The 17414-nt window shown below is 51.1% G+C and carries 16 protein-coding genes; 5 read left to right on the top strand and 11 right to left on the bottom strand.

Annotation, left to right across the window (positions count from 1 at the left end):
- Nucleotides 1–205: 205 nt before the first annotated feature.
- Together BM123_RS23360 and BM123_RS23365 are read right to left on the bottom strand one after the other, a co-directional pair.
- Nucleotides 206–2113, bottom strand: a complete 1908-nt coding sequence (locus BM123_RS23360; protein WP_175489527.1) for an NACHT domain-containing protein — start codon at nucleotides 2111–2113, stop codon at nucleotides 206–208.
- Nucleotides 2114–2485: 372 nt separating this feature from the next.
- Nucleotides 2486–3865, bottom strand: coding sequence for a sulfatase (locus BM123_RS23365; RefSeq protein WP_090173513.1), 1380 nt, complete (start codon nucleotides 3863–3865; stop codon nucleotides 2486–2488).
- A 335-nt stretch (nucleotides 3866–4200) separates the two neighbouring features.
- Between BM123_RS23365 and BM123_RS23370 the strand changes: the two genes are divergently transcribed.
- Nucleotides 4201–5379 (top strand): aspartate aminotransferase family protein, encoded by a 1179-nt coding sequence (locus tag BM123_RS23370; protein WP_175489528.1) that lies wholly within the window; start codon nucleotides 4201–4203, stop codon nucleotides 5377–5379.
- 147 nt (nucleotides 5380–5526) lie between these two features.
- Here BM123_RS23370 and BM123_RS23375 read toward each other — a convergent pair whose 3' ends face one another.
- Entirely contained in the window at nucleotides 5527–6171 is a 645-nt protein-coding gene (locus BM123_RS23375) for a hypothetical protein (RefSeq protein ID WP_090173515.1), read from the bottom strand.
- A gap of 364 nt (nucleotides 6172–6535) precedes the next feature.
- Here BM123_RS23375 and holA point away from each other — a divergent pair, with 364 nt between their 5' ends.
- The 3 genes from holA to BM123_RS23390 all read left to right on the top strand — a co-directional run bounded on the left by holA (nucleotide 6536) and on the right by BM123_RS23390 (nucleotide 10662).
- Nucleotides 6536–7642 (top strand): DNA polymerase III subunit delta, encoded by a 1107-nt coding sequence (gene holA, locus BM123_RS23380; protein WP_245748672.1) that lies wholly within the window; start codon nucleotides 6536–6538, stop codon nucleotides 7640–7642.
- Between the two features lie 386 nt (nucleotides 7643–8028).
- Nucleotides 8029–9153: a GumC domain-containing protein gene (locus BM123_RS23385; RefSeq protein WP_090173519.1), complete on the top strand. Its 1125-nt coding sequence runs from the start codon at nucleotides 8029–8031 to the stop codon at nucleotides 9151–9153.
- 6 nt (nucleotides 9154–9159) lie between these two features.
- Entirely contained in the window at nucleotides 9160–10662 is a 1503-nt protein-coding gene (locus BM123_RS23390; protein ID WP_090173521.1) for an O-antigen ligase family protein, read from the top strand.
- Here the strand turns inward: BM123_RS23390 and crcB are convergent.
- From crcB to BM123_RS23425, 7 genes are all read right to left on the bottom strand, one after another.
- Nucleotides 10596–10964, bottom strand: a complete 369-nt coding sequence (gene crcB / locus BM123_RS23395) for a fluoride efflux transporter CrcB (RefSeq protein WP_090173523.1) — start codon at nucleotides 10962–10964, stop codon at nucleotides 10596–10598. The genes BM123_RS23390 and crcB overlap by 67 nt on opposite strands.
- Entirely contained in the window at nucleotides 10961–12031 is a 1071-nt protein-coding gene (locus BM123_RS23400) for a glycosyltransferase family 4 protein (protein ID WP_175489529.1), read from the bottom strand. Before BM123_RS23400 ends, crcB begins: the two co-directional genes overlap by 4 nt.
- A gap of 88 nt (nucleotides 12032–12119) precedes the next feature.
- Nucleotides 12120–12890, bottom strand: coding sequence for a tRNA pseudouridine(38-40) synthase TruA (gene truA, locus BM123_RS23405; protein WP_090173526.1), 771 nt, complete (start codon nucleotides 12888–12890; stop codon nucleotides 12120–12122).
- Nucleotides 12890–13618 (bottom strand): tRNA (adenosine(37)-N6)-threonylcarbamoyltransferase complex dimerization subunit type 1 TsaB, encoded by a 729-nt coding sequence (gene tsaB, locus BM123_RS23410; RefSeq protein WP_090173528.1) that lies wholly within the window; start codon nucleotides 13616–13618, stop codon nucleotides 12890–12892. Before tsaB ends, truA begins: the two co-directional genes overlap by 1 nt.
- Nucleotides 13615–13935, bottom strand: coding sequence for an MGMT family protein (locus BM123_RS23415; RefSeq protein ID WP_090173530.1), 321 nt, complete (start codon nucleotides 13933–13935; stop codon nucleotides 13615–13617). The genes tsaB and BM123_RS23415 overlap by 4 nt, the downstream gene beginning before the upstream one ends.
- 193 nt (nucleotides 13936–14128) lie before the next feature.
- Nucleotides 14129–14788 carry a sterol desaturase family protein gene (locus BM123_RS23420; protein WP_090173532.1) on the bottom strand — a complete coding sequence of 220 codons (660 nt, stop codon included), beginning with the start codon at nucleotides 14786–14788 and terminating at the stop codon, nucleotides 14129–14131.
- A 65-nt stretch (nucleotides 14789–14853) separates the two neighbouring features.
- On the bottom strand, nucleotides 14854–15939 hold the full coding sequence (locus BM123_RS23425; RefSeq protein WP_090173534.1) for a PLP-dependent cysteine synthase family protein: 1086 nt from the start codon (nucleotides 15937–15939) through the stop codon (nucleotides 14854–14856).
- 206 nt (nucleotides 15940–16145) lie between these two features.
- Between BM123_RS23425 and BM123_RS23430 the strand changes: the two genes are divergently transcribed.
- Nucleotides 16146–16571 carry an NUDIX domain-containing protein gene (locus BM123_RS23430; RefSeq protein ID WP_090173535.1) on the top strand — a complete coding sequence of 142 codons (426 nt, stop codon included), beginning with the start codon at nucleotides 16146–16148 and terminating at the stop codon, nucleotides 16569–16571.
- Nucleotides 16572–16622: 51 nt separating this feature from the next.
- Here BM123_RS23430 and BM123_RS23435 read toward each other — a convergent pair whose 3' ends face one another.
- A complete protein-coding gene (locus BM123_RS23435) occupies nucleotides 16623–17081 on the bottom strand; it encodes a hypothetical protein (RefSeq protein WP_090173537.1) in 459 nt (152 codons plus the stop codon).
- Nucleotides 17082–17414 lie beyond the last annotated feature (333 nt).

Below are 17414 nucleotides of genomic sequence, written 5' to 3' on the forward strand. Positions count from 1 at the left end.
GTTTCTCAAAAGATTTTGATAATCATGTATCGGCAATCCGTTATTTCATATGGAAGCGAAACCTAGCTTCTCACCCTTACATTTGATACACCGCCGATTTTTCTTCTAGTTTAGGTGGTTGCGCTCAATGGGAAGCGTACAAGCGCAACGTCATACCGGACTGCGTCCGGGCTGCCTTTGAGCTTTAAGTGTTAGCGGCATTTTATTATACTTCAAAGTTAAATAAATCTATAGCGTCAATATCATCATTAATCATACTCAAAGTGGTACGCAAGTTATTAATATTTATCATACTGCAATAAGAAAGAGATTCGGAATGATCTCTAAATTCCTGAATGAATCTTAACACTCTGATATTGCCTTCTAGAAGTTCCGCACCTTCAACATATTCGTCATGAGAAACAGTAAACATTAATTTGTCAGAAGCTTTAACATCTGTATCTTTATAATTATCTCTGTACTCAGAATAATTATCAGTAGTTACAAATAGATCAGGAAATCTAGATTGAATAACATTTTCATATTTAGCAAGATGAAACTTAGCTTCTTTATGTATAGATTCACTTGGCCCAGTAATTCCAAATATTACCTTCCTCCTAGATGGAATGTTAGCATTTTTAATGTTGTAATAAAACCTGTATACCCCAGTAGAGCAAAGCATTAATCGTATCTTCATATCATCACTTAAGGCATCCAATTTCTCATCAACATCTAGTTTTAGACTATCTATTACATTCTCTATAAATGGCTTAACTAAGTATCGGTTGAAATTTTTAGAATCTATACTTGAATAAATATCCAATACATTAGAATGGTAATTCTTAGTATCCAATGATATATTCTTTAAAACAGATTCTCTTTTTTTATCCGCATCAAGATAAATAAATTGTGCTGCAAAATATTCTTGTAGAGATTTATGCATCCATTTATAATACATCCCATCGCGGCCAATTAAAGGCACCGACCTCGTAATATCATGAAGTAAATCAGAGGGCTTAAAATCTAACATAGGAAGAAATTTATTTACTCTACTTATTAAATTTATTATCTCATCCCTAGAATATATTGTTGAATCTGAAACATATGATATGTATCCAAAACATCTCAGAACTTGGTGCATGTCATCTACACCTAGTAATGTTTTCTTCTGACGTATATATGCTCCAGATTTTGAAAGATCATGAGTCTCAAAGAGAGAGTCGTACACTTGACGATAGAACAAATGCTTTTTAAGTGGAACTACATTTTTATAGTCGAATGCTGTAAACAGCAATGAAGTAAGTAGAGGATTCTGGAGAAACTCCTCTATATTTTTGTTTTTTAGTTCTTCTAATTTTTCAATAAGTTTATTAGATGTTAAACCTGAACTATCATACTTTTTAAGGATCGCGTATGACTCCTGCTTAGTCAATGGTTTAATAGTATATTGCTGAAAAGAAGAGAAAGATTCTAAACCTGGTTCAGGCCTAGAAGTTAGAATACAAAAATTACTATTATAGTGAGTATTAAAGTCTGATATTTGATTGCTTACTACTTCTCTATTAGAAAATGATATTTCATCATAACCGTCAAAAAGAAACAAAAATTTACTTTTCTCAAGACATTTACAGATAAACTCCTTATCTTCTGTTTTATAAATAGGTGAGAATTTTCGTGTTATCTCATCAATTAAACTATGATCTTTCGACAACTTTCTTAGCTCAATAAAAATTGGAATAATTGATTCGTCCTCAATGGCATTAATAAACGCCATTTTCAAAATTGTTGACTTCCCCATTCCCGCCGAATCCATTATTATTTTATTCTTCTTAACCCTTGATGAATGGCTTGTGAAAAATTTATTGTCAGCAAGTACGTACTTATCATTATAACCACTTTGAACTTTTAAAGGGAGGTATATATCTTGCAGCGTTTTATCTTTAGCAACATTGACAATTGTGCTAAGCTCTGACAAAGCTTTATACTCTTTAATCAAATAATCCTTAAATCCATTAGTAAGTTTATTATATTGGATTTTAACTATTGAATTAGCCTTATTGTTTAGTTCTTCAAATATCGGCTTTACAAAGCTATCAATCGCCGCCTCTATTGTTTTTTCGTAGATGAACATCATATATAACGTAGTTTTAAAATTAGTGATTATCGAGTATAATATAAGGCTTAAACGGGAATACCCAAATTTGAGAACAGCTATCATTACTTCTTCAATAAAGCTAGCGATTTTACATGCGTAACCAAAATTACCTCCATTTAGAAAATAGCTATCTTCGTTTTTTGTTGCCGCTAACACACTTGCAACCGCACCTCACTACACATACAAGCGATATCTCAACCGATAAGTTGCGGTTACAAAACTGATGCTTAGCTCCTACCCGTAGTTCATGAGAAATGTGACGTCAACACCACAATTTACGCATACAGCTCAATATCAGGTGCTGTTACCGCACCTTTTGCCGAAACCTTGCCCCCACTGCACCCTTACCTTTCACCGCACCCGCGTCCGCGCCCCCAATTCCCTTTGCCAGCCCCGCAAATCCTCCAGCAGCTCCACCTCCTTTGGCAGCGTGGCCATCCGCAGCGACTCATCCGGCAGCTGGCGGAGGTTGTAGTAAAAAACGGAATCGGTCCGTAAATCGGCGTAGACCTTGAAGCCGCCCCGACGGGCGGCAGCGGCGGGCGTTCCTCCCTGCGGGCTTTCGTGCGGGAAGTGCCAATACAGTGTCCTTTCCGGAACCTCCTCTCCCCGCAGCAGGGGTAACAGGCTCCGCCCGTCCGGACTGGGCGAATAATCCTGCCGGCCCAGCACCTCACAGACGGTTGGGAAAATATCCGTCCCGATGACCGGAATGTGGGAAGCCTGGGTGTTTTTGGTCGCTGCCGGATAGTGGACGATGAAGGGTATCCGGATGCCGCCTTCAAAAAGGGATCCCTTGCCCGCCCGCAGAATCCCATTGTCCGTTGGTGGTGTGTGCCGCTCCTGCCCCTCCGGGCCAGCTACGTGCAAGCCTCCGTTGTCCGAGACAAAAACAATGAGCGTGTTGTCCAGCTGCCCCTGCGCTTTGAGCGCAGCCATCAGCCGGCCCACGTTTTCGTCAATGACGGAGACCATGGCGGCGTACTCCACCGTCGGGAACTTCCGCCAGTGGGTACTGTCAATCAATTGCCGGTAGGCCGTCACCTGGTCTTTTCGGCCTTCGATCGGCAGGTGGGGCGCGTAAAAATTGAGGGAGATAAACCAGTTGTCGTTCTGCCATTTATCCAGGAGCCCCAGGGCGTGGTCCGTCAGCGCATCGGGCAGATAGTCGCCTTCCTGGGTGGCGGCCAGTAAGTCCGGGAAGGGTTCTCCTTCGAAAAAGGGGTGGTAAAACGACTGTGGCTGGCGGACCGCTCCGGCGGCAAAAGATTCCGCAAAGCCATGGTCAGCAGGCTGAGCGCCCAGCGCCCATTTACCGATTTGTGCCGTCTTATAGCCCGCCCGGCCTACGAGCTCGGCGAGGGTTTCTGTTCCGGTCCTGAGTCCCTTCTCTCCGGCGGCGATATCGTTGGTGAGTCCCAATCTGGCGGGGTACAGCCCCGTGTGCAGGCTTGCCCGGCTGGGGCTACCCAGCGGTGCGGAGGCATAGCCCTGCATGAACTGCACCCCCTTGCGGGCCAGCTCATCCAGGTGGGGCGTTTTAATCAGGGGGTTACCGTAGCAATTGAGGTCAGCCCAGCCGAGATCATCCGCCACGATCAGCAGGATATTGGGACGGGGCAAGTCGGTGGCAGACACCGCATTAAGCGCAGCATCAGACGAAGGGACGGTGGTGGAATCGCAGGCGGCCAGCCAGAGGCTGAGCAAGATAAAGGGCCAGAAATGGCGCATAAGAGTCGTGGGTTTTCGGGTGGAGCAAAGGTAATGGTTCTTTGGTTCTTTAGTATTTTGGTTCTTTGGGCTACCGCATTTTGGAGGCGTTGGAGATAATGCGCCAAAATCCGTCGAGCTTTAACAAAAATTGGTGCCTTAAATCGGTGTAAATCTGTGATAATCCGTGGTGAAAAAGCTGCGAAGCAGCCCCTCCTCTGTGTACCTCTGTGCAACCCCTCTGTGAACCTCTGTGGTTCCCCCCCGCTGCGAAGCAGCCGTGCCGCCTACAAAATGCGGCAGCCTACCAGACTACCGAACTACCAGACTAAAAGACTATCCCCTACCTTCGCCCCATGTCCAACCGCGCCAATTTTCTCCGTCACGTTGCCCAGACCAGCCCCGCCCCCATGGGCTTGGAAATTGCTGGTGGAAAAGGTGTTTACCTACACACCACCGATGGTAAAAAATACCTTGACCTCATTGCCGGTATCGGCGTAAGTGCCCTTGGCCACAACCATCCGGCCATCGTCAAGGCAGTACAGGAGCAGGCGGGTAAGTATATGCACACCCTGGTGTACGGCGAGTTCATCCTCGCGCCGCAGGCGCGGCTGGCGGCCTTGCTCGCGGAGCAGCTGCCGGCGGGACTGGACAATGTCTACTTCGTCAACTCCGGCGCCGAGGCCACCGAGGGAGCCATGAAACTGGCCAAACGCACTACGGGCCGAGGGGAGTTCATCAGTGCCCGCCGCTCGTACCACGGCAGTACGCAGGGAGCCGCGAGTCTGCAGTGGCCGCATGATTTCACGGAAGCCTTTGCCCCCCTGCTGCCCGGAGTAAGCCACCTCGACTTCAATTGCGACTACTGCCTGAACCAGATTACCGAAACAACCGCTGCCGTCATTCTGGAGACCGTGCAAGCCGAATGGGGCATCCGCAAGCCGCGGCCGGAATGGCTGCAGGCCGTCCGCAAGCGCTGCGATGAAGTAGGCGCCTTACTCATCCTAGACGAAATTCAGGCAGGGATGGGCCGCACTGGCACCCTCTTCGCCTTCGAGCAGTACGGTGTAGTGCCTGACATCCTGCTGCTGGCCAAAGGATTCGGCGGCGGCATGCCGCTCGGCGCCTTCGTCGCCCGTCGGGAGGTAATGGAGCTGCTGACCAAAGACCCTGTCTTGGGCCACATCACCACCTTCGGCGGCCACCCCGTCAGCTGCGCCGCCGGACTCGCTACCCTGGAGACATTGCTCGCCCAACCCGAGCTCATCGGTTCGGTCAAACGTAAGGAAGCGTTGTTTCACGAACTACTCGTCCACCCTAAGATCAGACAGGTTCGCTCCGCCGGCCTGTGGATGGCGGTAGAGTTAACGGACTTTGACGAGATTCTCGCCACCATCGCCGCCTGCCTCGAACGGGAACTGATCACCGACTGGTTCCTATGGAATGAACGAAGTCTGCGGATCGCGCCGCCCTTAACCATTTCGGAAGCAGAAATCCGGAAGGCTTGTGGGATTATTCTGGAGGCTTTGGGGTAAATAGTAGGATGGACAAACTATTAGCATTCCTTTACCAAGAAGCCGCCTGAGACGTCTCCCCTCTCCTTCGGACCTCGGAGCGGGCTCGAAGAGACCAGCGGAGAAGCTGCGCAGCAAAAGGGGCCGGGGGAGAGGTTTTACGCTCGCCTACAACCCATTAAACTGCCCCGCAAACTGCTGTTTGGTTGGCATGTCGGTCATGTTCATCATCTTACACATGATGGAGCGGCGATAAGGGCCCACGCCACTGTCGTTCACGCGGCGCCAGCCCATCTCGGTCTGGTCTCCGGAAACACGCTGAAGCTCCCAAACGGCATCCTGCTTGTCCACATTGCTGTCCAGCCAAAGTCGGGGGTAGGTTTCGCCAAAGTTTATGTGCCATACACCGGCGTGTGTCTGCTGATTCCAGTGTCCTCCCCGGAAAGTCCCGTCAGCATTGAACTGCAACCACTGTCCGCTACCGGCTTTCCGCTGTTCAAGACTCGCCTGATCGTCAACATAAAATTCGAAGACCCAATAGCTCTTAATGAGTATCTGCGATTCTGAGCGGGAAAGATCCGGGACGAGAACCGGCCCAAATTCCCCCGCGCCGGTTTTAAAGGTATTCAGGTTCTCCGGTGAGGGAATATCGTGAATGTAAATCGGCACGTACTTCGCCGTGTCCTGGTCCGTACTAGCCACAAAAGAAGCGGTAGATTGTAGCGGGGCATTGTTGACCACCGTGGTTCCGCTATCCTTTTTACAGGAAACGAAGAGCAGGCTCAGGGCCAGAAGGGAAAATAGGTTTTTCATATTCGTGGGATTAAAGCGCGAAGATAAGGCGATTCGCAAGGTAAAACAGGACGCTCACCGCGAAGCAGCCCCGAAGGGAAAGAACCATTTTACCCTGCGTTACGCTTCGGAAACCGGACGCTTCGAGGTCCTTAGAGCAAGCATAAGGGCTTCGAAGCGTTCTCAACCATGGAACCGGAGTCGGAGAAGTTTAGGTCCGATCACTTCGGAATTAGCGCAGGCGAAGATACGGCCAACGAATTAAGCTGCCAGTTACACGTCCGGTCATTAACGGTCCATTAGGAGATGAGCGTATTTTATAGTGTGTATAAACGATGACAGGTTTCCCCCGGAAAACCTCACCCGATACTGATCCTCCGTATATTTGCCCCTCGCCAAACTCCTTTCCTCCAGCTGCGCAGCAGCCTGCCCTCCGAAATACGGCAGCCACTACAATACTCCCCACGCCCCCATGGATTTCGCCCCCCTCCTCAAGTCCATCAAAAACAAGGAATTCGCGCCGCTCTACCTGCTGCACGGAGAGGAATCCTGGTTTATTGACCAACTGGAAGCGGCCATTATGCAGAACGCTTTACAGGAGCACGAGCGGGCCTTTAACGAGACGATTGCCTACGGCAAAGACACCGGCCACCTGCAGATCATCGATGCGGCGCGGCGGTTTCCGATGATGGCGGAGCGGCAGTTGGTGATCCTGCGCGAAGCGCAGGATATGCGGGACATCAAGGAGCTCGTGAAATACGCCCAGAGCCCCTCCCCCACGTCCATCCTGGTCATCAGCCACAAGCACAAGAAACTAAACGGCAACCTGGCCGTCACCAAGGCGCTGAAAAAAAACGGGGTGGTATTTGAGGCCAAAGCCCTGTATGAAAACAAGATCCCTGCCTGGATCAACAACTACCTGAAACAGCGGAAATACAGCATTGAGCCGGCGGCCTCCGCCCTGCTGGCGGAGTTTCTGGGCACCAGCCTGGGAAAGATCAGCAATGAGCTGGACAAGCTCATCATCAACCTCAAGCCCGGCACGGAGATCACGGCCAAAATCGTAGAGGATCAGGTCGGCGTCAGTAAAGACTACAACGTTTTCGAGCTGCAAAAAGCGATCGGCCATCATGATGTGCTGAAGGCGACGCGCATCCTGCATTACTTCAAGGCCAACCCGAAGGCCGGTCCGTTACCGATGGTGATGGGCAGTCTGTACAACTACTTCAGCAAGGTGTTTTGCCTGCTGGAACTGCAGGCCAAGGGGGCTTCCCGACAGGAAATCATGAGTGCTCTCAAGCTGCGGTTTGATTTTTTCCTGGCCGACTATCAGCAGTCGGCGAAGAACTTTCGTGGCGGCAAGATCCAACGGGTCTTCGCCCTGCTGCGGGAATATGACCTGAAGAGCAAGGGAGTTGGCAGCAATCTGGCCGGAAAGCAGGAAAATGAGTTGCTCAAGGAACTGGTCTGGAAGATGATGCACATGAATTAGGGCGCTGACGCAGGTGCAGGGTGAGGGGTAAAAAGCAGAGATGGCTATCCTCTACTGCTACGTGTGTATAACCATTGCTCCCATGGTCAACTTCTTGCACCTGCGGTCCCGCGCCGGTTTCTCACCGACCTGAAGGTAGCTACGAAACCGGACGCTCAAAGGACCTCAACTACTCCGCCTCCGGCTACGTGATTGAGGACGCTTCGAGGTCCTGAAACTAGACGTCAGGACCTCGAAGCGTCCGTTTCCTAAGCGTAGCGCAGGATAAACGGTCCTTTGAGCGTCCGGTTTTGCAGCTTACAATTACCCCACCAAGCCACGATTCTCCGCTAAAGCACGTCTATTAAACCGTTACCTTTGCGCTCCTTTTCGATTTAACGACGCTTATGTCCATACAGACCCGTGGTTCTGCTACTCCTCCCCCTCATTTGCTCGGTGTCCTCCGCAGCCTCTGGCACTGGCGTACGCCCATTATTCTGGTAACTGCTGCCGGTACCCTGCTGGCCATCGTCATTGCCCTGCTGCTACCCGAATATTATTCCGGAAAGACCTCCTTCCTGGCCATCAGCCCCGATCAGATATCTATCGACGGGGTATTCGGCAACAACAATAACCGGATGCAATTTTACGGTACGGGAGACGACATCGACCGCATCATGGCCGTTGCCGAAAGCGACGCGCTGGTGGATTATATGGTCGACGCCTTTAAGCTCTACACCGTCTATGATATCGACAGCAGCAAGCAAAAGGCGCCGGTCTACGTCCGGCGGGAATTCATGGGTCTCTACGAGGTCACTAAAACCTCCCGCGACGCCATTGAGCTCGAGGTAGAAGACCAAGACCCCGAACGGGCCGCCCAAATGGCCCGCGCAGCCCGCGAGAAGATCAACGACATTGCCTTGGGCCTGATTCGCGGCACCCAGAACCGAAGTGCGGAGAGTCTGCGCGGAGAAATCGCTAACCGGGAAGAAAACCTGCGGGAGATCAATACCCGGCTCAGTGAAATTCGTCAGCGATCCGGCATCTACAACACTGAAGCCCAGAGTGAGGCATTAGCGACTATTTCTACCAGCCTGAAGGGAAGTATTGCTTCTACTACCGCCAAACTGGAGGCTTACCGCCGGACAGGTGGCCGGGGCTCGCGGGACAGTATCGCTAAGTATCGGATTCAGCTGGCCGGGCTCGAAAGCTCCCGCACGAGCCTGGACACCCAGCTCGTACGCCTGAACGAGAGCCTTGGGCCCATTGACAACCTGGAGGAAGAACGTCTCCGCCTGAATGATGCGCTCTCCAAAGACCGCATCCGCCTCAAGCAGTTCGAGTCTGTATTACGGACGGACCAACGCGCCATCGAAGTGGTGGAGGAAGCTAAAACGCCGGTCATCAAAAGCCGCCCCATGCGTAGTTTGATCGTCGTCGGAGCGGCAATGCTCAGTTTTCTTTTTGCCGTTGTAGGCGCGCTCCTGATCGATACCGGCCGCCGGTATGACTGGGGTGCTATTTTCAAGTAAGGGAATATGTCCGGGCTACCCCACATCGCAGAGTTGCCGCCGCCAGGTAGAGGCTCCCGCAGGCTGTTTTATGCCTACGCGGGGGTAGCACTTGTTTGCCTGGCCACTGGCCTGGCGACCGAGATGTATGCCCTCATCGGTCTGCCCGTGTTGCTCTGGGTGCTTGCGCAGGCTTTTCTGGATTTCCGGCCACTCTTCTGGTTACTGCTGACCATGATTCCCGTCAGCACTAACATTTTTTTACCGGGTGGCTTCGGCACCGACCTTCCCACGGAACCGCTGGCCATTGGCCTTACGGGTATTCTTATCCTCCATGCGGTCAGGCACTGGCCGGAATACGACGGTAAAGCTTTCGGCCATCCCATTGCATGGCTGCTTTACCTGCACATTGGGTGGATTTTATTCACCACCGTTTTTAGCGAAGGGATACTGGTGAGCATCAAGTTCTCCCTGGCCAAACTTTGGTACGTAGGGGCTTATTTCCTGCTACCACTGCTGATTCTGAAAACCCCACGCCGGGTCAGTATTATGGTGCACTGCCTGCTGTGGCCACTACTATTTGTGGCGTTTCAAACGCTGGTTCGCCATGGGGCCTACGGGTTTAGTTTTGCGATGCAGCACAAAACGATGCACCCATTCATGAGTGAGCACGTGAGCTATGCCGGCTGTCTGGCGACCATGACGCCCTGGTTGTTTTTCCTGCGCTGGTGGATGAAGTCTCGCGGGCAGTCAACCTGGTGGTGGGCCTTACTCGTCTTACCCATCTGGCTGGCAGCCATTTACTTTTCCTACACCCGGGCGGCCTTCATTGCGCTGGCAATGGCCGCTGCGGCCTACTACATTATTCGCTGGAAACTCTTAAAGCCAGCACTGGGCCTTGCCCTGGCAGCGGGGGTTGCAGTGGCCGTTTACTTCGTCCATGATAACCGCTATCTGGACTATGCCCCGGACTTTGAGACGACCGTCTCCCAACAACAATTCGACAACCTGATTACCGCTACCTACAAGCTGGAGGACATCTCTACCATGGAGCGCTTCTATCGCTGGGTAGCAGCGGGCCATATGGTTCCTTACCGGCCAATTACCGGCTGGGGACCGGGCAATTTCCTTGATCACTACAAGGGATATACCGTCAATGCCTTTCGGACCTATGTCTCCGACAATGAAGGCCGCTCCGGTATCCATAGTTATTACCTGATGACGCTGGTGGAACAGGGCTTCCCCGGGCTGATCATTTTCCTGCTTTACATCTTTGGCGCGCTCATCATCGGCGAAAGGCTGTACCATCAGCAAACGGATCCCGCCGCCCGCCATGCACTGATGGCAGCGTTGCTGGCCATGCTGGTTGTTGATGCCTTTAATATCATCAATGATCAGATGGAGACCGATAAGGTCGGTGCCCAGTATTTGCTCAACCTATCCGTACTGGTGATGATGGGGAATTACCGGGCGATTAACAAGGCAAGCCACAATGCGCCTACGCCTCCCAGCAGGCTCAAGGCCACGTAAATCAGTGCCGGGCCCCAGTGTCCCTCTTCTCCCATCAGCAATAACTCAGCGGCGAAGGTGGAAAAAGTGGAAAAACCTCCGCAGAAGCCGGTTAACAGGAGCAGTTGCAGGGGTTTTGAAAGTTGATCTTTACTCAACAAACCGATTCCCACCCCCAGGACAATGCAAGCCAGAATGTTAGCCACTAACGTAAACCAGGGGATTTCCCCTTCTGCCAGCTCTGCTGGTGGCATTACTCTTGCAATACCGTAGCGCGCCAGACTTCCCAGCCCGCCACCTGCAAAAACCAGTAGCCAGCTCAAGAAGGTTGTTTGAGTTCCGTACTACCCCGCTTGAGGATAATACCTGAATTAATGCGACGGACATTCCGGTGCAGGAAGAAGGTCAGTAGCAGCGCTAAACCCAGCTCAAGACCAATCAGGTAGTGTAGTCCCATTTTATCATCAAGGTAGAAGACCATGCTGATGAACAGCAGGTTGAAAATCCCCAGAATGGCGGATCCTTCCATGTGGCTGTACCCGGAATCTATGAGCAGGTGATGTATGTGGCGCCGATCGGGTTTCAGTGGGCTTTTGCCGCGCAGGGCCCGGGTGGTAAACACCCGGATTGTATCAAATAGTGGGACAATCAAAATACCAACGGCAACAGCAATCGGGTTATCAAAGCGGTACTTGGAGGGAAATTCTCCGGAGTACCCCAGATCAATAAATTTAACTGCCATTACGCCCAGCAGGAGCCCCAGAACCAGCGAGCCGGTATCTCCCATAAAGGTTTTAGCCGGCGTCATATTGAAGCGCAAAAAGGCCAGAAGGCTGCCTGCTGTGGTCATAGACAGAACCCCCAGATAAAACTGATCAACCATGAAAAACCAGATCCCGAAGGTGATGGAACATATGGAGCCGACCGTTCCGGCCAGTCCGTTGATACCATCAATGAGGTTAAAGGCATTAGTAATCACCAGGAGCGTGAAGCCGCTGATAATCATACAGGCCCAGGTAGGAAAGGTGGTGGATAAGCCAAAGAGGCCGTACATGCCTTGCAGTTCAACACCCCCACGACTTACCAGAATAGCAATGGCTATGATCAATCCACCAATTTTATGGAGGGGAGAAAGGTTTTCAATATCATCCTTGGTTCCCACCATAAATACAATGACTACTGCAGATAGAATGTACTGCAATTCTTTCCACTCATCGTGTGGTGTTAACAGCAAAGAAGTGAAGATGATGCCGATAAAAATGGGGATGCCCCCTACTATCGGAGTGGACTTTTTATGACTGCTTCGGGCGACCGGATCAGCGACCAGCCCCTTATCCTGGGCGATCCTGATTGCAGCCGGGCAGATGGCATACACCAGCGCGAATGACATCAAAAAACTTAAAACGAGGGTGAGCATTTCTTAGGTCTGAGATACACAATACAATACAAGAGATCAGCTCAAAGATACGGAAGCCTGCTCAACCAACGGCTTCCCACTCCTTTTTATCCGGATATTCCACCTGACTTAAAAAAAGACCTGCGGCGGGGGCACTCCATGGCTTAGGAAGAGACTGCTGTTGTTCAAGCGCCTGAACCACTTCCTGAAGGCTGAGTTTTCCTTCTCCCACCTTAAGGCACATCCCCACAATCAGACGCACCATCCCCCGTAAAAAGCGGTTGGCGGAAATGTGAAAGACCCACTCTTTTTCAGCAAACTCCCAGCGGGCTTCCGTGACATCACACTTCATCGTGAAGGCATCGGAGTTGGTTTTACAGAAAGGGGCAAATTCCTGATAACCGGTCAACAGAGTGGCCGCCTCCTGCATACTGGCCTGATCTGCCTGGCTTTGATATTGTGGAAGGCTGGTCACTACGTCCTGTCGAAAGGGGTCTTTGTATAAAGCTATACGGTAGCAATAGCTCCGGCCGGTGGCGTGAAATCTGGCATGAAAATCTGACCGGACACGGTAGAGGCCCAGGAGGGAAATGTCGTCCGCTACGAAGCGGTTGTAACGACGAACGAAGAACGGAGGCAACTCACCACTGAAATCAAAATGAGCCACGTAGTAGCTGGCGTGGACGCCGGCATCGGTGCGGCCACAGCCGACGATTTTAATGCTTTCGCCCAGGATGGTGCTCAGGGCCGTGTCGATCGTTTCCTCCACGGTCATGGCGTTGGGTTGGCGTTGCCAACCGGCGTAGTTCGTGCCGTTATAGGCCAGTTCCATCACGTAGCGTTGGGTAGCCATCAGCCTAAGGGTTTCTTTTTGGAGACGGTAACGAAGGGCGGGTTGAGGTAAAAAGGCTCGTAGGTGGCAACGTCTACCAGGCGGGAGCCTTCGGGCGCGGACGCAGGTGCCAGGAGGAGACGTGCAGAGCAATGTTTGAGGCCTGTTCCTTGAAGAATAACTCCTTCCGGCAAGTGATCCTGAACACGTTGCTGGCCGGGGCCAGACAGATTAAAACCTATGCCACCAGCGGCTTCATTCAGCTTTTCAAACCACTCGTCTTCCGTAAGGCGAATGTTTTGCGGGCTACTCCATAAGGCTTCCTCCCACCCTGCTTTTTTGTTTTCACCCTGCACCTGCGTCCGCGCCCCAAAAAGTTGCCCGTACACCTCCCCTCTTCGGGAGTTAATTACCGTCAAGGTAGGCTTGGCATTCCGAAGCATGACCGCTAAGGAAAGCAGCGTCGGCACCACCCGTAGCTTCAAGCCCGGCAGCGCCATACAAAGCCCCTTCGCCGTTGCCGCCCCCACCCGCAGGCTGGTAAAGCTGCCAGGCCCGTCGCTCAGCACGACTTCGTCCAGCTCCACCATCTCCACCCCGGCCGAAGCCATCACATCGCGGATAAAAACCGTCAAATGACTGGCGTGTTGGTATACTTCTTTAGCAGTATGCTCCGCTAAAATCACCCCGTCCCGGGCCACAGCCACAGAACAGACATCAGTAGCCGTTTCTAAAAGTAGTTGTGTCATTTCAGCAGTTCGATGGGCGACCAGAATACTTCTTTAAAGTTGACCACTTTGCTATCCACAACCTCAACACCCTCCGCTTCCAGTCTTTCCTGCATCAGGGTCGGGGTGGCAAAATGATTACGACCACTGAGCTCTCCCTTTCGGTTCACTACCCGGTGCGCCGGAATCGTTTCGTCGCCGTGGGCCTTATTCATCGCCCAACCGGCCATACGAGCACTACCGAGCGTCAGAAAGTCCGCAATCGCACCGTAGTTCGTTACCCGGCCTTTAGGAATCATCCTGGCAACATCATGTACGTCTTCTATGTATTGAGCCATGGGAGGAGTAATGTAGTATGGTAGTCGGTAGTTTGGTAGTGGCTACCGACCGTTAGAGAACACGCTGCTACGCAGCTGGAGGGACGGAAGTAATTTAGTGGTTTCTCCACATCGGTAAACTTTAGCAAAGCACTAACGAGCGAAGCGAGCAGACATCAGCGGCAGCCCACTACATTACTACCAAACTACAATATTACTTAACGATCTCCACCCCCCGCTTTTTATCACTGTCGCTCTTGGGCATCGTCCGGAACACATAGTCCCATAAGGGCTGAGAGACACCGAACAGGATTTCATCTTCGCTATAGTGGTGCAACGCATGATTTACCCACAGTGCCTTAAGGAAATTCTTTGGCGGTGGATACATGTGTACCGTGTAGTGTACCACCAGGTACATAGCGTAACCAACAACGAAACCTGCCAGGTACGAAAAGGAGTACTGCCCCAGCACAAGTTCGAAAAGAAAAAGCAATGTGGTAGCAATAATGACCGCCAGAATGGGTGGCATCGCCAGCCGTTTTTTGTCCTTTGGGTAATCGTGATGAAAACCGTGCATATTGTAGGTCATCTCCTTATACTTATCAGAAGCGTTGTGAGGAGGATGATAGACCCAGCGGTGCACGACATATTCCATGAAGGTGAAGCCCAGCGTACCAGCAAAGAACACCAGAACCACCGTCAGGAAAGTCAGGTCAGTATTTACCGCTGTGTACCACAGTAAACCAATCGCATAGACGAAAAAGATCACGATCGGAGTAGCAATGTGGGTTTGCGTCAGTCGGTTGAGAAACTTATTCTCAAACATAGGCGGAGCCTCTCCGTTGGACTTGAATTTATTGGATTGAGCTTTCATACTTGCTATGAATCAGGTGGTAATCAGGGATGGGTCGGTAAACATCAATAGAAACGAGCTAAAACTTAAGCTAGTTTGAGCCGCTCCTTGATTTTTCGGCCGTACATCCGTTTATAGACGCGATACATTCGCTGTAAGTGCTTGACACTGTAAGCAGCTGGCTCGCCGTTAGGCCGTAAATAGCCCTGCTCTTTCATCCATTCGTCGTTAAAGACCTTACCGAGGTACCGGCTTCCGTGATCCGGGAATAATACAACGACGACATCATCGGCCGTAAGTTGCTTACGCATCGCAAAAACGGCTTCCAGTGCAGCACCACTGCTGTAGCCCAGCAGCATCCCTTCCCGACGGGCAAGCTCCCGCACCCGAAGAGCTGCAGCACGGTCTCCTACCTTGATGAACTCATCAATGAGGTCGAAGGCAACGTTGTCCGGAATAATCGTTTTGCCCAATCCTTCCACCTTCCAGCTAAAGATTTCGTTGGCGTCAAACACTCCGGTCTGCCAGTATTTCTTGAGTACCGAGCCGTAAGCGTCTACCCCAACAATCGTCACATCAGGGTTCTTTTCTTTCAAATAGCGGGCAGTCCCTGACAGGGTTCCTCCCGTACCGGCGCAGCAGACGTAGTGGGTAACTTTGCCCTCCGTATCATCATAAATTTCCGGCCCGGTACTGTGATAATGCGCACCACTATTGTCCAGGTTCCAGTTCTGGCGGAGATAAAAACTGTTGGGGATCTCAGCCGCCAGGCGTTCCGCCTGGGAGTAGTAAGATTCCGGATCCTCCGGAGCTGCATCCTTCGGGCAAAGAACAAGTTCTGCGCCCAGTGCAATCATCAGGGCACGTTTTTCCGGCCCTGCTTTGTCGGACAGCGTCAGAATACACTTGTACCCCTTGACCGCAGCGATCATCGCAATACTGTAACCCGTGTTACCACTGGTAGCTTCAATTAGCGTAGCCCCCGGTTTAATTCGTCCCTTCTTCTCCGCTTGCTCAATCATGTAGAGCGCAGCACGGTCTTTGGCCGATTGACCAGGGTTAAACGACTCCACCTTGCCGTACACCTTAGCGGGAATACGATCACCGCAAATACGGTCAAGGCTAATTAGTGGGGTTCTTCCGATGGTCTGCAGTACGTCGTCGTATCGCATAAATAGTATATCTGTTTTGTCCCTCTTTAATCAGTGATTCGACTCTTCAACACTCCATGACAAAAAGTGGTTGGCACTTTATAAAATGACTTTTATCATCGATAAAGATTCACAACCTATCTTGCGGGCGCCGGAGTCCTCCGGCCACAAAAGTAACCAATTCGCCCGGGTCCGTTTAAAAAACGATCCGTATTCCTGCTCCATTCATGGCAAAATTCGCCGTTTCCCTTAAAGCCCGCCTCTTGCTGCAAAGCCACGGCAACCTGCTGCTGCTAAAGCAAACGAAACCTAACGGAGGCAATTACTCCTTGGTGGGAGGCACCATCGAACGGCAGGAGTTTGCCGTCGAAACCCTCATTCGCGAAAGTTGGGAAGAAGCAGGCATTAAGCTATCCCCTAATGACTTAGAGCTCATTCATGTGCTTCATAAACGGTCGAAAAAGGAACACAGAATTGTGCTCTATTTCCGGGCCTACGCCTTCGAGGGCAAGCCCAAAAGCAGGGAAAAGAACAAGTTCGAAAACGTGGAATGGTGCTCCCTTAAAGAACTTCCACATAACCTGACGAGTACCGTTCGACACGTACTTAAAGCCTACAATGCAGGGTTACTATATTCCGAAATTGTGAAATAGCTCTCCCTAAAAGGCCGTAGCCTCTCTAAAAAAATAAGCGCAGCACGTTTTTCACACCCCCTTCACCTTCTGCCGCACAAGCTTCATACGTCCTCTTCGACGCTTTTCACCAAAAGTCTCCCGCGTTACCTCTTGCCAGAATCCGCTTAACTCCGGGTTCCACAGGTCAGCTTTAAAGCTAATCTGATATTGCCGGTTAAACTCTGGCATCACCTCATTAAAGGAATCGCCTGCGAAGGCCGTCTCCACCAGTGAGATTGACATGTCTCCCCAGAGCTTGCCGGTCAGATCCATTCTCAGCGTGCTCCCGTCAGGTAGCTGCACGTAGCTGCGGCCTTTCACCCGATTTCCTTCCATCGTCAGATAAAGCTGCATGGGCAGGGCCTTATCAGAGTAGATTCCGCCAACGGTCATCGAGCCTTCCCAGGCACCTTCAAGTCCCTTTTGGGCCTCAGCAGCATAGCCCGCAAACATAAAAAGCAGCAACAGGGGAAAGGATAAAATTTTCATTCGGGGGGTAATGTGTGGAAGGTCGGCTCATTGAGATGAATGATCACAGCAATGTTACCTCACAGGATGCAGCCTCCTTCCGTTTTGGTGGGTAGGTTGTGCAAGTTAAGCTTTTTTGGGCGCTACCGCAGGTGCAGGCGTTGTTAAACGGCAATGTTAAGCCATAATCTCCGTAACAATGGTCCGCTACGATTTCATGCAACTTTGGAAGTATTATCTAAGGCACGCCTGTACGTAATCTTGAAAATTGACCTGTTTAGGCAAACCCTACACACGCTCAAAATGCGAAACCCCGTGTTTTAACCAGAAAAGTGGCCCATTCCTTCCCGTCTT

The sequence above is a fragment of the Neolewinella agarilytica genome, assembly GCF_900110645.1.
Lineage (GTDB): Bacteria > Bacteroidota > Bacteroidia > Chitinophagales > Saprospiraceae > Neolewinella > Neolewinella agarilytica.